14 protein-coding genes, 1 tRNA gene and 1 other RNA gene are annotated in these 16,751 nt (G+C 47.2%); 13 read left to right on the forward strand and 3 right to left on the reverse strand.

Going from position 1 to position 16,751, the window contains the following annotated elements:
- The first annotated feature begins 21 nt into the window (after positions 1–21).
- The 9 genes from VLX91_14545 (at position 22) to VLX91_14585 (ending at position 10,459) form a co-directional block, all read left to right on the forward strand.
- A complete protein-coding gene (locus VLX91_14545) occupies positions 22–1,146 on the forward strand; it encodes a hybrid sensor histidine kinase/response regulator (protein ID HUI31427.1) in 1,125 nt (374 codons plus the stop codon).
- Positions 1,147–1,233: 87 nt separating this feature from the next.
- Positions 1,234–2,334 (forward strand): DNA-processing protein DprA, encoded by a 1,101-nt coding sequence (gene dprA, locus VLX91_14550; GenBank protein ID HUI31428.1) that lies wholly within the window; start codon positions 1,234–1,236, stop codon positions 2,332–2,334.
- 97 nt (positions 2,335–2,431) lie between these two features.
- On the forward strand, positions 2,432–3,421 hold the full coding sequence (rfaD, locus tag VLX91_14555; GenBank protein ID HUI31429.1) for an ADP-glyceromanno-heptose 6-epimerase: 990 nt from the start codon (positions 2,432–2,434) through the stop codon (positions 3,419–3,421).
- 114 nt (positions 3,422–3,535) lie between these two features.
- Positions 3,536–3,609: transfer RNA gene (locus VLX91_14560), tRNA-Ala, on the forward strand.
- Between the two features lie 81 nt (positions 3,610–3,690).
- Positions 3,691–3,789, forward strand: an RNA gene (gene ffs / locus VLX91_14565) — signal recognition particle sRNA small type.
- A gap of 591 nt (positions 3,790–4,380) precedes the next feature.
- Complete coding sequence (locus tag VLX91_14570) at positions 4,381–6,018, forward strand: Rne/Rng family ribonuclease (GenBank protein ID HUI31430.1); 1,638 nt, start codon at positions 4,381–4,383, stop codon at positions 6,016–6,018.
- A 191-nt stretch (positions 6,019–6,209) separates the two neighbouring features.
- Entirely contained in the window at positions 6,210–6,647 is a 438-nt protein-coding gene (locus VLX91_14575) for a methylglyoxal synthase (GenBank protein ID HUI31431.1), read from the forward strand.
- 74 nt (positions 6,648–6,721) lie between these two features.
- Positions 6,722–7,879 carry a 6-phosphofructokinase gene (locus VLX91_14580; protein HUI31432.1) on the forward strand — a complete coding sequence of 386 codons (1,158 nt, stop codon included), beginning with the start codon at positions 6,722–6,724 and terminating at the stop codon, positions 7,877–7,879.
- Between the two features lie 468 nt (positions 7,880–8,347).
- Positions 8,348–10,459 (forward strand): T9SS type A sorting domain-containing protein, encoded by a 2,112-nt coding sequence (locus tag VLX91_14585; protein HUI31433.1) that lies wholly within the window; start codon positions 8,348–8,350, stop codon positions 10,457–10,459.
- 62 nt (positions 10,460–10,521) lie between these two features.
- Here VLX91_14585 and VLX91_14590 read toward each other — a convergent pair whose 3' ends face one another.
- Both VLX91_14590 and VLX91_14595 read right to left on the reverse strand, forming a co-directional pair.
- Entirely contained in the window at positions 10,522–10,872 is a 351-nt protein-coding gene (locus tag VLX91_14590; protein HUI31434.1) for a YraN family protein, read from the reverse strand.
- Positions 10,873–10,879: 7 nt separating this feature from the next.
- Positions 10,880–11,503 carry a ribonuclease HII gene (locus VLX91_14595; protein ID HUI31435.1) on the reverse strand — a complete coding sequence of 208 codons (624 nt, stop codon included), beginning with the start codon at positions 11,501–11,503 and terminating at the stop codon, positions 10,880–10,882.
- A gap of 100 nt (positions 11,504–11,603) precedes the next feature.
- Between VLX91_14595 and VLX91_14600 the strand changes: the two genes are divergently transcribed.
- Together VLX91_14600 and VLX91_14605 are read left to right on the forward strand one after the other, a co-directional pair.
- On the forward strand, positions 11,604–12,875 hold the full coding sequence (locus VLX91_14600) for a nodulation protein NfeD (protein HUI31436.1): 1,272 nt from the start codon (positions 11,604–11,606) through the stop codon (positions 12,873–12,875).
- Between the two features lie 8 nt (positions 12,876–12,883).
- The gene (locus VLX91_14605; GenBank protein ID HUI31437.1) at positions 12,884–13,657 is read left to right on the forward strand and encodes a slipin family protein; all 774 of its coding nucleotides are present in this window, start codon (positions 12,884–12,886) and stop codon (positions 13,655–13,657) included.
- 85 nt (positions 13,658–13,742) lie between these two features.
- Here VLX91_14605 and VLX91_14610 read toward each other — a convergent pair whose 3' ends face one another.
- Positions 13,743–14,465: a hypothetical protein gene (locus VLX91_14610; GenBank protein ID HUI31438.1), complete on the reverse strand. Its 723-nt coding sequence runs from the start codon at positions 14,463–14,465 to the stop codon at positions 13,743–13,745.
- 312 nt (positions 14,466–14,777) lie between these two features.
- On the opposite strand from VLX91_14610, the gene VLX91_14615 reads away from it, so the two are divergent.
- Both VLX91_14615 and VLX91_14620 read left to right on the forward strand, forming a co-directional pair.
- A complete protein-coding gene (locus VLX91_14615) occupies positions 14,778–15,677 on the forward strand; it encodes a DUF4835 family protein (GenBank protein ID HUI31439.1) in 900 nt (299 codons plus the stop codon).
- A gap of 101 nt (positions 15,678–15,778) precedes the next feature.
- Entirely contained in the window at positions 15,779–16,702 is a 924-nt protein-coding gene (locus tag VLX91_14620; GenBank protein HUI31440.1) for a hypothetical protein, read from the forward strand.
- Positions 16,703–16,751 lie beyond the last annotated feature (49 nt).

Raw genomic sequence — 16,751 nt, forward strand, 5'->3', positions numbered from 1 at the left:
ACTTTACCATTTAATAAGACCATGGACGAGCGGCAAAAAATATTAGCGGTTGACGACGCACCGGACAATTTGATTCTCCTTGACAAGCTGTTGAAGCGCCGGGGATTCGATGTAGTTAACGCATCAAGTGGAAAGGAATGCTTGTCGAAAAGTATTTCCGAGCACCCCGACCTGATCATTCTTGACGTGGCTATGCCCGAGATGAGCGGATTCGAAACGCTTAAACATCTCCGGGAAAATGAAATCACGAAAGGCATCCCGGTCATAATTTTGACCGCAAACTCCAAGGACGCGAAAAGCATCGAAGAAGGTTTTACACTCGGGGCAGACGAATACCTGACGAAACCCATAGAACAGGATGAGTTGATCGCAAGAGTCAGATCGATACTCCGTGCGGTCAAAGCGGAACAAGATCTCGAGCAGTTGAAAGCCGATTTCCAGTCTATGCTGGTTCACGATCTCCGCAGCCCGCTGTCCGTGATCATCGGAGTTCTTGAGTTGGCTGCAAACGGAGAGTTCGATAAGAATCCTGTTGACCTGAAGGAATTCCTGGGGTCCGCTCTGGATACTTCTCAAAAGATGCTGACCTTAATAAACGACATTCTCGATGTCGCGAAGCTAGAGGCCGGCAAACTCCAGTTAAACAAACAGCCGAATGATTTCAATGTGGTAGTCGGCAGCGCCGTAGCCCGGTTGAAGGTTCTCGCGCGAGAAAAAGAAATTTCATTGACAATTCGAGAGGAAAAAAATATCCCCATCTGCGAATTCGACAGCGGAAAACTCGAACAGGTCGTGACGAATCTTGTAAGCAATGCCATTAAGTTTACCCCAAAAGATGGAACAGTAAACATCAGAACTTACGTCAAGCACTTTGACGACGAAGTCCCCGGATTGAAGGGCGATTATGCCGCGTTAGATGTCGAAGACACGGGCGTTGGAATTTCGTCAGATGAGATACCGCTTATTTTTGATCGTTATAGACAAGTCAAGAGTGCACAGGCATCAAAGCAAAAAGGTACCGGGCTAGGTCTCACGATTGTCAAACGCGTGACGGAAGCCCACGGCGGAAAAGTATTTGTCGAATCTTCTTTAGGTAGAGGGACGAGATTTAGCGTCGTCATACCGCTGAGCGGCGAGAAAAAGTAAGGCAAATTAGAATTCCCTCAGCTAAGTTCTAAGGGTTAAACATATTCTTCTGTAGAACCATTTTGAAAATGATCGGGAAACGAATCTTTGATTGACGTTCGTCCACTTTTGAGATTGTCCATGGTGCAGGGAATCGGCGCTGCACGACTCCGCTCACTCGTAAACCATTTCGGGGATCCGGAATCGGTTCTCAATGCGACCGAACGCGAGTTGATCAATGTCGACGGAATTGACCGCGCACTTGCCCGAAGAATCATATCAGAGGAGGATTTCGAAGAGAAAATACAGCTTCAGCTTTCCAGGCTCAACAAGTCGGAAGCGAGAATTGTAACTTTTTGGGACAAGGAATATCCGGAGAATCTGAAAAAAATCTATGACCCACCGGTGATGCTTTTCGTCAGAGGCCAGCTATCGAGCTCCGACAAGTATTCGATTGCTGTTGTCGGAACCAGAAATCCGACACCTTACGGCAGGCACGTGGCGGAAAAATTTTCGGCTGAAATTGCGGAATACGGAATTGTGGTCGTCTCGGGTTTGGCTCGAGGTATCGACACGATCGCCCATGCGACAACAGTCCGCTCGGGTGGAAGAACAATTGCGGTTCTCGGGAGCGGCGTGGACGTCATATATCCCAGCGAGAACAAAAGACTCGCCGAACAAATATTTGTCAGCGGTGCAATCATTTCCGAATACTACATGGGTTCAAAACCGGACGCGGTCAATTTCCCGCGCCGAAATAGAATCATAAGCGGGATTTCACTCGGGACAATTTTAGTCGAGACCGCCGCGGATGGCGGCGCGATGATTACTGCAAGCTTCGCACTCGATCAGAACAGAGAAGTGTTCGCTGTTCCAGGACAGATATTTGAAAGAAAATGTGAGGGCACAAACAAGCTCATACAAGAAGGCCGGGCAAAACTCGTCGGGAATATCGCTGACGTCGTGGATGAGCTTCGCTACAAACTCAAACCTATTTTGAAGGACCAGCAGAGACCTCCCGCAAAGATACAACTCTCGATATTCGAACAAAAAATATTCGATGCCATATCCGACGATCCTGTTCATGTTGATGTCCTCGCCGACAAATGCGAAATTTCAACATCCGATATACTGGTACAATTGCTCAGCCTCGAATTGAAAGGAGTTGTTAAGCAATTGCCGGGTAAGTATTTTATAAAATGCGGATGACGTGAGAGGCGCCAAGTATTTGAGAAGCAATGTTGAATTCTATACTCAATGTTCCTTGCGCTTCACTTATCGATCATATTAAATGAAAAGGAATTGAATGATAATCGTTACCGGCGGAGCGGGATTCATCGGAAGCGCAATAGTCTGGAGATTGAACCAGCTCGGAAATGACAATATCATCATCGTTGACAACTTAGGAACCGACGAAAAATGGAGGAACTTGGTTCCACTAAAATTCCGTGACTACATAGAGAAGGATGACTTCCTTGATCTCATCGCGAACAGCAAACTGGGCATGCGGCATGGCAAAAACAAAGTCGATGCAATCATACACATGGGTGCATGCTCCTCGACGACGGAGCGAGACGCGACCTTCCTTATCCAGAATAATTTTGAATACACAAAGCAGCTTGCGATTGCCGCAGACAAATTGAGTGCGCGTTTCATCTATGCCTCAAGCGCAGCGACATACGGCGACGGAACGGGCGGGTTCGACGACAATGAGAAAAAAATAGATCGGCTTCGACCGCTCAACATGTACGGCTATTCAAAGCAACTTTTTGACAAATGGGCGTCCCAAAACGACATGTTCGGCAGAATCGTGGGATTAAAATATTTCAATGTCTTTGGTCCTAACGAGTACCACAAAGGCGATATGCGCTCCATGGTGCTGAAAGGTTTCGAGCAAATAAAATCTTCCGGAAAGATAAAGCTCTTCAAATCCTATCGGAAAGATTACAAAAACGGCGAACAGGTGCGCGATTTCTTGTATGTGAAAGATGCAGTCGAGATGACCCTCTTCTTTCTGGAAAATCGCGATGCGGGCGGTTTGTTTAATATCGGGAGCGGAGCTGCAAATTCATGGAACGGTTTGGCATCTGCGATTTTTAAGTCGCTGGGTAAACCTAAAAAGATTGAGTATATAGAGATGCCCGACGCCATAAAAGAGAAATATCAATATCACACCTGCGCGGACATCTCTAAGCTGCTTGAAGCAGGTTTTGTAAAGCCATTGACAAGTCTCGAAAATGCCGTATCGGATTACGTGAAGAATTACCTGATGAGTGAAAAGAGACTAGGAGAGTAAGATTTTCGTTATTTGCACTCCTTCACCTGTCGTGTTAAATTGTAACTGAAGAAATTTAAATCTGCGTATTTTGGGAAGAATTTAAGCTTTCTCCAAGTTCGCGAATGCATAATCGGGGCAGTAGCTCAGTTTGGGAGAGCGCCAGAATCGCACTCTGGAGGTCGGGGGTTCGACTCCCCTCTGCTCCACGCTTCAAAGTTCATTGGTTCGTTGCCAATGATCGTCAGAGGATTATTGTTGTCCTTTGAAAATTGAATAGAGTTCTTTGAGGTCAAGTCCTGTGCAACGGAAGGTTGCCGAACCCCGCCAGGTCCGGAAGGAAGCAACGGTAAGCGTATTGACCGTGTGACACAGTAAGCTTGACCTCAAAAAAAATTCTGATCTATTTTTTCGATAGCCTGGGAAGTCGCGGGCTAAAAAAGTTTTTTCACTTACTGGTACAAAGTTGTTTAATAAACACGGCGCATTCGGCCAAACACGGGAAATCAAAATAGAATTTATAACTCTGTTAGGCCTCATTGCCGCCTTTTTTCCAGATTATTCAGATTCAAATTTCGGGAATGAAACCTTCCCGTATCGGTACGACGGTGTCGTGCCTGAAAAATTTTTAAAATTATTTTTTAAAACCGTTGGAGTCGTAAGAGACTGCGTCCGGAGTTTTAGCCCCCATTGGAAGGTTGCCTGTGGGGAGAAAAGTGTAATGTATTATCCAGAAGAATCGTCCGGGGACCAATTCAAAGAAAATCATAATTTGTCTTTAGTTGTCCTATTCTTTTCATTTGCCCGTGATGGGTATACATTCAAGAAGAATGGAACCTCCAAATGGAGCCATTCGGGAAAAGACGAGAATCCCCATCTTAAATGTTTACATCACTACTCTGGAAGAACACCGTTGAGCCGGCACCAAACCAGCCGCAATTCGGCCTGCAGCCTCCCTCCGCTTAAAGAGATAGGTCATTATGAAAAAGGAGATTATTATTAATGAGACTGCCGATCAGATCCGTATTGCTATTACAGAGGACGGCAGGCTCGCGGAAATTTTTGTCGAGTCGCCCGGAAAAGAACGGATGGTGGGAGATATCCACCTCGGTAGGATCGCCAGGGTTATGCCCGGAATCAGGGCGGCTTTTATCGACATCGGTCAAAAGCAAGATGCGTTTCTGCATTTTTCGGACATAGATCCGAATACAAGCGAATATTCTTCGCTGATAGGCGACGAAGAACCTGAAATCGACGACGGAGAGGACGACGATGAGGGTGTCGCTGTTCCGACAACATCCGGGCCATCCGGATCTCAGAATGGTTCCCGCCAACCTGAACGGACCCCTTCGGGGCAAACAATGCAGAGGCCGCAGCGACCCTCACAAAGGGAAATACATCTCGAGCGCGGACATAGCATCATAGTCCAGGTTACAAAGGAGCCCATAGGGAAAAAGGGCGTCCGCGTGACGAGCAAGGTTTCCCTCCCGGGAAGATATTTGGTGCTTCTTCCATTTGATGGACGGATAGGTGCGTCAAAGAAGCTTTACAACTTTAAGGAAAAAAAGAGACTCAAGAGAATTGTAAGAAGTATGCTTCCTGAAGGCTTCGGTCTCATTATAAGAACGGTGGCGGAGGGGAAAGACGAGGAACTTCTAAAAAACGATCTAGAACAACTCATAAAAACCTGGCGTGAGATCGAGAAGAGTGTAAAGACCGATCAACCACCGGTATTGCTCTACAAAGATTTGTCCACCGTTTCAAGCGTCATCAGGGACCTCTTCAACAATGAAGTTCAGAGAGTCGTGACTGATTCGCGCCGACTCTACAAGGAGATCACTACTTACGTAAAGTGGTTTTCCCCTACACTAGCCGATAAAATCGAATTCTATCGCGGCAGGACGCCTATCTTTGATGTCTTTGGGGTTGCCAAAGATATGCAGGAGTCACTCGGAAGACGAGTCGCATTGAAATCAGGCGGATATCTTGTCATAGATACAACCGAGGCGATGACTGTCATCGATGTGAACAGCGGACGATACGCTGCGAACAAGGAACAAGAGCAGAACTCACTTCGTACAAATCTTGAAGCCTCACGCGAGATCATAAGGCAACTCAGACTGCGCGACATCGGAGGAATAATCGTGGTCGACTTTATCGATCTGGAGGAGGAGCGAAATAAGAGAAAGGTCTATGACGAACTCAGGAGAGAGTTCCGTCATGACAGGGCAAAGGCAACTGTTCTTCCAATGACGGAGTTCGGACTGGTCCAAATTACGAGACAAAGAATCCGCCAGAGCATTATGCAATCATTTAGCGAGACGTGTCCGGTATGCGCGGGAACCGGCATAGTCCAAAGCAGGGCAACGATTCTTACGGAGATATCCGCCTGGCTGGGAAGATTTAAATCCGAAGGCCGCGGCCGCAGGATCAAGCTTGCCGTAAGTCCGTACATCGCATCTTATTTGAAAGAAGGCAAGCCAAGCCATATAATGAGTTTGATGTGGAAAAACAAAATTCTGATAAAATTAGAACCGAATCCCACGTTGCCCGTAAATACATTCAAGATATTCTCCATATCCGAGAAAAGAGATATAACCGAGGAATTTAGAAGTTAATTGGTGTTGAGTCGCCATTAAGGACGCGGATTACACTACGACGGCAACGACCAAATGGAATTATCAGCTGCAGCAATCTTTTTAAAGCGGGATAGTGGAACGGTAAAGACAGAGTCTTTATTTTACAGGAAGAACCATATCAAAAAAAGAAACTCGATTTTTCCGAATTTTTAAAAGCTTAGGTGCGATCGATGAACAACCATGAGATCAAGATGTATCCTAAGAAAAGGATTGCCCTTGTGGCCCATGATAACAAGAAAAAAGAATTGCTGGAATGGGCGGAATATAACAAGGACATATTGAAGCAGCACGAACTTTTTGCGACCGGCACATCGGGCAAAATGGTCTCGGATGCGACCGGCATGAAAATAAAGAGAATGCTCAGCGGTCCGGTCGGCGGCGATCAGGAAATCGGCGCTAGAATCGCCGAGGGCAAGATCGATATTCTGATTTTCTTTTGGGACCCGCTCGAGCCCCAGCCTCATGATCCCGATGTGAAAGCCTTGCTGCGTATAGCGGTGCTGTGGAACATACCCGTAGCATGCAACAAGGCTTCCGCAGATTTCCTGATCTCATCTTCATTGTTTCACTCCGAATACAAAAGAAAAGTGATCTTGAATGTCAGGTAAATAACCGCATCTTTCAATTTTCTCAGCGAGTTAATAAATTTTAGTTCGAAAAATTAATTAAAAGGAGTCAGTGTATGCGAATCGGAATTCTAACCGGCGGCGGTGATGTCCCGGGTTTAAATCCCTGTATCAAGGCGGCGGTCTATCGAGCCGAAGATGCAGGTGTTGAAATTTTCGGAATAAGACGCGGCTGGGCTGGATTGTTATATTACAATTTGGATTCAAAAGATAATAATGAATGGATTATTTCGCTTAACAAACAGAACACTCGGACAGTTGACCGGTCCGGCGGAACATTTCTTCATACCTCGAGAACAAATCCGGGTAAAGTAAAACCGAAAGATGTTCCTGAATTTCTCAAAGATCCCAAGAGTCCCGCAAAGAAAGATGACCCTCCTCTCGATTTCACACCTCACGTGCTGAAGGTTCTCGAAAAGTTGAAGATTGACGCTCTTCTTCCGATCGGTGGAGACGACACACTGAGTTTCGGAGTCCGACTTCATAAAGAAGGTTTCCCTGTTGTGGCGATTCCCAAAACTATGGACAACGACGTGTATGGAACTGACTATTGCATCGGTTTTTCAACCGCGGTGACTCGAAGCGTAAATTTCATAACGGCGCTGCGAACACCCGCAGGCTCGCATGAGCGTATTGCTGTCGTCGAGCTTTTCGGAAGAAATTCCGGTGAGACATCATTGATTTCTGCGTACTTAGCCGGTGTCGATAGAGCAATTATCTCCGAAGTGCCATTCGATCCTGAGAAGTTAGCAAAACTCCTTCTCGATGATAAGAAAAGGAATCCGAGCGACTACGCGATCATGACCATCTCAGAAGGCGCTCAAATGACTGCCGGCAAAATTATCGAATATGGTGAGGCGGATGCATATGGGCACAAAAAACTCGGAGGCATCGGGCAAATTACGGGTGATGCGCTCAAACAGATAACCGGTTCAGATATTATTTACCAACAGGTGGCTTACCTCATGCGTAGCGGCGAACCCGACGCGTTGGACAGAATGGTTGCTATAAGTTATGCGAACTTGGCGACAGATCTGGTAATAAGAAAAGAATTGGGTAGAATGGTTGCCTTAAGAGAAGGCAAATATACACACATACCTCTCAGTAACATCACAGAAGGCTTGAAGCGAGTTGACGTTGGCGAACTTTATGATGCGGAATCCTATAAGCCAAAAGTCGCTCACATTCTCAACAAGCCGATGTTCTTATACTAAGAATCAAACTAAAGGATATCTTACGGCGGAACGGAAGGTTTTTGTTCCGCCTTTTTTCTTTTCGGAAAAGTCTGGGGACTACAGGTCAAGAACCAAGTCCAGCCTCTTATCGCGACATTCGCGGCTTATTCTCGGCCTTCGCACTCTCAATCATTTTAACTCATGCGCGCTCCAGTGGTTCTCAATTGTCTCGTGAACTTCGTGCGTACCAACTTTCAGCCAGGCATGACTTCGCCGAGTGATATCTGATGGATAGGCTTGTCTCCTGTCCTAAAATGCCCAAAAAGGGGTAGATGTCCTTCTCTCTGTTGAATTATTCAACGAGGAACTAGTTGGTGTACTTCTTTTTTCGGCGATTTTTCAACTCCTTCAGCGTTGACAATTGGCACTATTCTTGCCCCACTAACGCTTGACGATTTTTGAAAATTCCGTATCAATACAAATAGCATAAAAAAGGAGAATTAAGCTATGAGGAAAATGATTTCTATCAGTTTGTCGGTATTATTCCTCACAGTTGGGTTGGCTTTTCCTCAGGCATCCGCACCGAAGCCGGGCATCCAGGTTGTCGGCATGACACCTTATACCCTGACGCAGGTTTATGGCTCCAAAGGAAGCTCGATGTATGCCACGACAGGCTTGAATACTGTCGGAGAGAAGACAATCGTCTACCTGCAGGCGATCGATTCGGCAGGAGGCACAATCCAGTCGGTAACATGGTCGGTTGTTGATCCACAAGGCAGCCAAGCGCAGATAGACAGCGCAAGTGCCCCATTCACCACCATTACCGTTGATACGACCGGACAGTATACAGTTCATCTTTCAATAACCACTCAAGGCGGATCAGCAAGCGCTTCCACTGTAATTACTTCTGCAAATTATGTGGGTGTCGGCACGATGGGCATTGCGACAAATGACACCATGAGTGCTGATACTAAGTTTGCTAATTTCCCGCAGTGCGCATACTGCCATGAGTTTCTCAGCCCGTCAACGGACAGGACGGCTGATGCTCCTCATTGGTCGCAGACCGAGCACGCGGGCATGTTTAAGAATGGGATCAATGGTCACGTCAGTTCACATTATGGCTCATCCTGCATGAAGTGCCACACCACCGGCTACAATCCCAACGCCGCGAATGGAAACTTTGCGGACATCAAGAATCGGGTTGGATGGACATTCCCAACCGTACTTAACGACAGCAACTTCGCTCATCTGTTCCGCACCTCTCCTGCACTCGCACAGTTAGGAACCATCGGGTGCGAGAGCTGTCATGGCCCTGGCGATCAGCACGAGGGCGATCCGACGAAAATATCGGTGTCCCTCGGCTCTTCGGTATGTTTGCAGTGCCACGACTCACCTCCGAATGAGATCGAAGGAAGAATGTGGATGAACAGCCCGCACGACAGCGGAATGGCTGCGATACAAGCCGAAGAATCTCTCGTAAACAGCGGCTCATCAACATGCGGGCAATGTCATAACGGTGGAGGGTTTGCAGACTACGCTCTGGGAAATTCTCTTCAATCGATGTACAGCCCGCTCCCATTGACATGCGCCGGGTGCCACGATCCTCACGATGCATCGAAACCGTACCAGCTTAGAAAAGTCACTGCCGACACGTTGACGAACGGATTTGAAATAACCGAAGGCGGAGTTGGACAGCTTTGCATGAATTGCCATAGATCTCGCTCGAGCGCCACCGTGGCGGTCGCAAAAGGCTGGTCTTCTCACTATGGACCACACGAGGGACCACAAACCGATCTGTTCTTCGGTCAGAACGGATATCAGTTCGGCGACAACACGATTACGGGTCTTAACACGCATGCACAACTTGCCGACGCGTGCGTAACATGTCATATGGCAACCGACACGCTTGATGCGAAAGCGAAAAACCTGCTGGGCGGCCACACATGGAAAATGAGCGGACCAGACAGCACGGGCAATCAAGTCGACAATACAACAGCGTGCCAGTCCTGCCACGGACCGATCACAGATTTTGATCAGATTCCCGCTCCTTATGACTATGCCGGCATCGCCAACGGCGGACCGATTCCAGGAGTTCAGACCGAAGTGGATTCTCTGCTGAGCAAGCTCGCCTCCATACTTCCTGACTCATTGGTCAATGGAACCATTAGCTCAAGTGGTGCCAAAGCTCTCACGCAGAATCAATTGGGCGCATATTGGGATTACCTGCTGGTTATTAAAGATGGAAGCCATGGCGTTCACAACGCAAAATATACTTTTGCATTGTTACAAAGAGCGCTCGGTCAGCTCACCGGAGTGAAAGTTGTAAGCGACAATAGGCCACGATCTTACGCTCTGGAACAAAATTACCCAAACCCGTTTAACCCGACGACCACAATAAATTTCTCGGTCCCCAAGACAGGGATGGTCAACGTCTCGGTTTACAATTCGATAGGACAGCTAGTCAAGGTATTGAGTAACGACAACTACGTTCCGGGCACGTACCAGATAACATGGAACGGTGCGAATGGTGCAGGAACTCCAGTTGCCAGCGGAGTGTATTTTTACAGGTTAGCTGCAAAAGATTACACCAACACGATGAAAATGGTATTTCTCAAGTAAAACGAGAGATGGATAAGCACCACCAATCCCGCAAAGGCATAACCTTTGCGGGATTTTTTATTTTAGAACGCATTCTCTATTACTCGAATCCTGGTCTCACTTCGTCTAATCTCCACAACCACAACATCAAATCTGAACTCATAGTCCTCAAGGTTTCGTTCCGCAATATACCCTTCGGCCACTTTGCGTATCTGATCCTGTTTCTCCGAATTCACGGCCTCTTCCCCGGTTCCATAAGTATCGCCCGTTCTTGTTTTGACTTCACAGAACGAAATGAGCTTTCCCCTCCTTACGATGATATCGATTTCACCGTGGCCGTATCTGAAATTTCTTTCGACTATCTCGAATCCATGACGGCTCAGGAACTCTGCCGCAAGATTCTCCCCCCTTGCACCCACAAGTTTATTCGACATCGTTTTCTTAAAGGGCAATAGAAAAACTTCTGCGGTGTATCGGTGAAAACCCACGCTCGCGAATCGCTTGCAGATGCTCGGCAGTCAGGTATCCTTTATTTTTATCAAAGAAATAGCCGGGAAAATCCTCTGAATAGCCGTACATCAACGCATCTCGTGAAGTCTTTGCGAGGATAGACGCCGCAGCGATTGAAAAAACATCCCGATCACCCTTGATAATGGAGACGCATGTGAAATTTCTTAGGTTCAAGAATTTTCCGTCGATCAGAACAACTTGCGGCTTGATCTTCAGCGACTCGATTGCTCTTAATACTGCAAGCCGCGTCGCATTTAAAATGTTTATCGAATCGATTGTTCCATTAGTGATATGAGCCACCGAGAAGTCAAGTGCGCTGTCTTTGATTATTGCCGCTACGGCTCCGCGTTGTCTCTCCGGAATTTGTTTGGAATCGCAAACGCTTCCGACAATCTCTCCGGACAAATTTTCGATCCGGGTCCTATGAAAAATTACGGCAGCTGCTGTTACTGGTCCTGCTACAGGTCCCCTTCCGGCTTCATCGACGCCCGCAACATATTCCACGCCCTCCCGTAAGAACATTCTTTCTAACTCGACCGTGGGGAATTGCTTCATTTCGCACCTAATTTAACTAATATTCCTGAGATTATTCCCCGGCATTTCTCAATCTACGGTTGATAATTGAGGCGCCGTTTGTTAAGATACTATCGTGAAAATGACACTGGCAGCGTGTCTGATATTTTTTTTCTTCTGCAGTGCTTATGGCAGCAGGAAAATTTTACTGATACGCGTCGATCGAACGATTAATCCTGCTACGGCAGAATATATAATCAACTCCATCTCGAAGGCTGAAGCTGAACATGTTAGTGCGTTGGTGATTGAAATGGATACCCCCGGCGGATTGCTCGAAGCTACAAGAAAAATCGTTCAGGGGATTCTCGGTTCGTCCGTTCCTGTAATTGTCTACGTTGCGCCGAGCGGTGCACGAGCGGGCTCTGCTGGTGTTTTCATTACCCTTTCCGCAAATATCGCTGCCATGGCGCCGGGCACCAACATAGGTGCAGCGCATCCTGTTGGTGCGGGAGCGGAGGACACATCCTCCGTGATGTCGGAGAAAGTGACGAATGACGCAGCGGCGTTTGTCAGGGCAATCGCGCAGAAGCGGCATAGAAACGTAACGTGGGCTGAACGCGCGGTCCGCCGCAGCATATCGAATTCAGAATCGGAAGCTCTCAAGCAGAAAGTTATCGATTTGATTTCGCCAAACTTGGACAGCCTCTTGAAAGGAATCGATGGGAAAATGGTCGAGACGAGTGAAGGCTCAATTAAACTGGAAACTGCGGATGCGCAAGTGGAATTTGTGCCTATGAATTGGCGCGAGAAATTCCTGGGAACGATAAGCGACCCGAATATCACTTATATTCTCATGATGATCGGCGTTTTCGGAATTATGTTCGAGCTTTTCAATCCGGGCGCCATATTACCCGGTGTCGTCGGCGCAATTTCCCTCATACTCGCGTTCTATTCTTTTCAGACGTTGCCTATAAATTATGCCGGCCTCGCATTGATAGTCCTGGCGATCATTCTTTTCATTGCCGAGGTCAAAGTGATGAGCCATGGTCTCCTTGCTATCGGAGGAATCATCTCATTATTTCTTGGTTCGGTGATGTTGATCAGCTCGCCGTTTGAAGTCGCAAGCGTTTCGCTAAGCGTTATAGTAACTACAGTCATCGTAGCTGCAGCCTTCTTCCTTGGAATAATCGGTCTCGGTTTAAAAGCCCAACGGAAGAAATCTGCAACGGGCATCGAAGGAATGATCGGCGAGGAAGGAGCAGTTATCTCGGAGATCAGACCCGGAACAGTCGGCCAGGTTCTCGTTCACGGAGAAATATGGAAAGCCTCTTCCGACGAAAAGCTGAAAGCTGGTGAGAAAGTTGAAGTCGAATCATTTTCAAGCTGGATCTTAAAAGTTAAACCAAAAAAGTAGAGGGTTGTATGGAGTCAAGTTCCCTGTTAACCATTGTAATAATAGTTGCAATTTTCTTGTTTTTCCTCGCAGTGAGTGCAATCAAAATTTTGAGAGAATACGAGCGCGCAGTGATTTTTAGACTCGGGAGGCTTCTGGGATCGAAAGGACCGGGCTTGATCATTCTCATACCGATAATCGATAAGATGGTACGCGTGAGTTTAAGAACCATCGCCTTAGATGTTCCGCCGCAGGATATCATTACGCGCGACAACGTTTCCATAAAAGTCAGCGCCGTAATTTATTTCAGAGTGATCGACGCAAAGAAAGCAATTGTCGAGGTGGAAGATTATCTGTTCGCCACGAGCCAGATGTCGCAGACAACTCTGCGCAGCATCCTCGGTCAGTCGGAACTCGACGATCTGCTGTCGCAGCGCGACAAGATAAACAAGGAGCTACAGGGAATTATCGACAGCCACACTGAGCCGTGGGGAATAAAAGTATCGAATGTCGAAGTCAAACAAATCGACCTGCCGCAGGAGATGCAGCGGGCGATGGCGAAACAAGCCGAAGCGGAGCGCGAGAGGCGCTCGAAAGTCATTGCGGCAGAAGGCGAATTCCAGGCTTCACAGCGTCTGGCGGATGCCGCAAAAATCCTGAGCGATCAGCCGAGTGCACTGACGCTTCGTTACCTCCAAACTTTACGAGAGATTGCAACGGAAAACAATTCAACCACGATTTTCCCCGTGCCGATAGATTTGCTCGCTCCATTTCTCGGGAAGAAATTGGATCCGAAGAAATAAATAATTTCTCGTCTTAATCTGCAGTAATAAAAAGCCCGTTCACGTAAAATGTGATCGGGCTTTTTGACGACACAAAATTATTTGCTTACGACCACGTTCCCGTGGCAATAACGTTAGTACCAGTATCGTCCCACTCCGTGTAATGTCCCGACCCGTTGGATAGCCACACTATGTCCGCGGTCTCCACCGTGCCTGTGTAAACTACTAACTCGCCGCTTTTATCCTTATTGTCCGTGAAAACATATTTTCCTTGTTGCGCACCTGTGTCGTCATTGAGGACAATCGTTCCGCTCATATTTCCACCGGCGTCCGTCGTCCAGGTAATTGTGAACTCGACCAGCGTGGTTCCTGGAAAATAAGCTGTCCAGTTGCCATTCTTACCGTCGCTGCTTTCATGTCCGCTTATTGCGGTCCAGTTACTCACGGTGACGTTTGTACCATTTGAGCTCCAGGTGCCACTGACAACAAGCTTCCAATCGTAACCGCTTGATCCTGCGGTGGCAGTCCAAGTCGCCGTCGTTCCATTGTTGGTCGCCGTCCATGTCCACGTACCGTTGTTTTGCGTGCTCGTTCCTGTCATAAATCCCAAATATGAAGCAGACGTCGCATTGAAAAGACCCGCGACGCTGACAGCGGTCTGTGCCCCGAAGCTTGTGTCTGCAGTCGGTGACGTCGAGCTCGGGCCGGCAAAAGTCGGTGCGGTAAGCGTAGGCGGTGTATTATTGCTCGATGTGCTGCTTTTCGAACAGCTTGCCACAAGCACCGCTAACATCAACACCAGTGTAACACGGGTTAAGTTTTTCAACATCAGAAGTTCCTCCTTCGTTTGTTTTAAGATTTGTTTAGACTCAGCTTCTCAATCTCTGTTGAGTAATAAGCTAAAACTTCTTGTCGTCATTGGCAAGGGATTTCCATCACAGCCCTGAAATTTATTATGCATTGTTCCTAACCGGCAACGGATGTTATTGATGTGTTTTACATCATGGTTATGCCGGAGATTTTTCGGCGTCCGGTTTTGAGACTGCGATCCACCCGGGGAGTGGGGCGACAAACTGGTTTAGTACCAATGGATTTGTATTCGATTCCTTATGAAGTTAAATTGCAAATGGAGAATGATCCTATGAAGCGGACGGTTTTACTCGTTTTTTTTGCGCTTATGTCCACTGCGATGGCGCAGGAAATAGATTGCACAGTTACACTGAATGCGGATGCGATGAATCCCTCCGACCGTGTTGACATCCAAAATCTCGGAACAGCTATTCAAAACTACATCAATAGCTACAGATGGACGGGTGAGGAATTCAAGGGACCGAAGATTAAAGTCACTCTGACGATTTATCTGATGTCCATCTCGACTCCAACCTCTACAACCGGAAAAGTCTACACCGCGCAGGCTTTTGTTGCGAGTCAGCGCCCGATTTACAGGTCGACCAATGTTTCCCCGATGGTACGTGTCATAGATAACTCGTGGCAATTTGTCTATCAGAAAGACCAGCCCATGCGCCATGATGAGTTCCACTTCGACCCGATGGCAGGATTCATAGATTATTACATGTTTGTGGTTCTCGGCTTCGATTACGATTCTTACGATCCGTTAGGAGGGTCGAAATTTTTCCAGCGTGCATCGAACATCGTGGCACAAGCACAGAACAGCGATTATTCGCAGGGATGGACGCCCGGGGGATCGGGTACTTACTCAAGGTATGCAGTCGTCAATGATGCGCTGTCCGGGCAATATGAGACTTTCAGAAAAGCATTCTACGATTACGAGTACAACGGCATCGATCTTCTCTCGACTCAAAAAGATTCGGCGCAGGCAACAGTCGCCAGAGCGTTGGACAAGATGGCTGATTTAGTTATCCAGTCAGGGACCCGCAGCGCTTTCGTCAAGGCCTTCTTCGATGCAAAGTACCTCGAAATCGCCGACGCTTTGAAAGATTACCCCGACAAGGCAATCCTCCAAAAGTTATCGATCGCCGACCAGGCACATCAATCTACCTACTCAAAATATTTGAACTGAATTATACTATAAATATTCTGTCACCGTAGGGCAGCCGGGCTGTCTATACTGGTTCCGAAGTTATATTCCGAAACAACAAGCGAAAAACAGCAGGAGTTGTTGTGAGGGAGGTAGGTTATGTGCCTCGGCATGATGTCGAAATAATAAAAGGATGTTGTTTCCCCCTTATTGCTTTCTCGCTGATCGTTGTTCTATCGTTTCACGATTCATTTGCCGGTTTTGAACGACGATATGCTGGAACACGCTCAATCGGCACAGCCGGGACTCTATGCTCCTTCGGCGAAGACCCGTGGTCATTTTATTACAACCCGGCACACGCCGCGGACATAAAAGAGCTAAGCGTTTTTTTCATTCCTTCCGTCTTAGGTATTCCGGAAATCAAATCGACGGGGATCGCTTACCGCAATAATTTTGAAGGGATGGATTTCAGCGGCGCTGCCCAAACTTTCGGATTCGACCTCTACCGTGAAAATATTTTTACACTCAATTTATCCGTACCGCTGTATGATTTTTTCTTCCTAGGCGGAAACATAAATGCGAATCACCTTTATATAAAAGACTACGGTACCGATTTATCCATCAGTATCGATGCGGGGGCAAAAATGTTTTTGTCGAGAAATTTCTCGCTGGGATTCAGTGTGACAAATCTAAATTCTGCTTCAGCGACACTTTCAAACGACAGGCTCCCGCAAACTCTTTCTGGCGGAATCGCATTCGTGTCCGATGAATTGAACGTTGGTTTAGAATACTTCAAAGAGCTTGGATTCCCTTCATCCGTAAGGATTGCTGCCGAATACTCACCAATAAAATTTGTCACCGTTAGGGGAGGATCGGCCAGCGGAACCAGCTCATTCAATACGGGAATTGCCGTGAAATTCCTGTCGTTTGAATTGGAATACGGAGCGGCTTTCCATCAAGTCCTCGGTGTCACCCAGTCTTTTGGTCTTTCATTTAACTTTTCCCATGATGGAAAGACGGAGTTTGAAAAGGTCGATGATTATCGCGAAGAAGTGAGAAGAAGGTGATAGAACCTCATACTGTAGATTCCCAATCCTGTTCCGGATTCCTGTCAGG

It is taken from the genome of Candidatus Acidiferrales bacterium (assembly GCA_035515795.1).
In the GTDB taxonomy this organism is placed as follows: Bacteria; Bacteroidota; Ignavibacteria; order Kryptoniales; family JAKASW01; genus JAKASW01.

Coding starts and splice junctions, on each gene's coding strand:
- VLX91_14610 (HUI31438.1), bottom strand. CDS start 14,465: ATGTTGAAAAACTTAACCCGTGTTACACTGGTGTTGATGTTAGCGGTG.
- VLX91_14575 (HUI31431.1), top strand. CDS start 6,210: ATGAACAACCATGAGATCAAGATGTATCCTAAGAAAAGGATTGCCCTT.
- VLX91_14615 (HUI31439.1), top strand. CDS start 14,778: ATGAAGCGGACGGTTTTACTCGTTTTTTTTGCGCTTATGTCCACTGCG.
- VLX91_14570 (HUI31430.1), top strand. CDS start 4,381: ATGAAAAAGGAGATTATTATTAATGAGACTGCCGATCAGATCCGTATT.
- VLX91_14605 (HUI31437.1), top strand. CDS start 12,884: ATGGAGTCAAGTTCCCTGTTAACCATTGTAATAATAGTTGCAATTTTC.
- VLX91_14585 (HUI31433.1), top strand. CDS start 8,348: ATGAGGAAAATGATTTCTATCAGTTTGTCGGTATTATTCCTCACAGTT.
- VLX91_14600 (HUI31436.1), top strand. CDS start 11,604: ATGACACTGGCAGCGTGTCTGATATTTTTTTTCTTCTGCAGTGCTTAT.
- VLX91_14580 (HUI31432.1), top strand. CDS start 6,722: ATGCGAATCGGAATTCTAACCGGCGGCGGTGATGTCCCGGGTTTAAAT.
- rfaD (HUI31429.1), top strand. CDS start 2,432: ATGATAATCGTTACCGGCGGAGCGGGATTCATCGGAAGCGCAATAGTC.
- VLX91_14595 (HUI31435.1), bottom strand. CDS start 11,503: ATGAAGCAATTCCCCACGGTCGAGTTAGAAAGAATGTTCTTACGGGAG.
- VLX91_14545 (HUI31427.1), top strand. CDS start 22: ATGGACGAGCGGCAAAAAATATTAGCGGTTGACGACGCACCGGACAAT.
- VLX91_14590 (HUI31434.1), bottom strand. CDS start 10,872: ATGTCGAATAAACTTGTGGGTGCAAGGGGGGAGAATCTTGCGGCAGAG.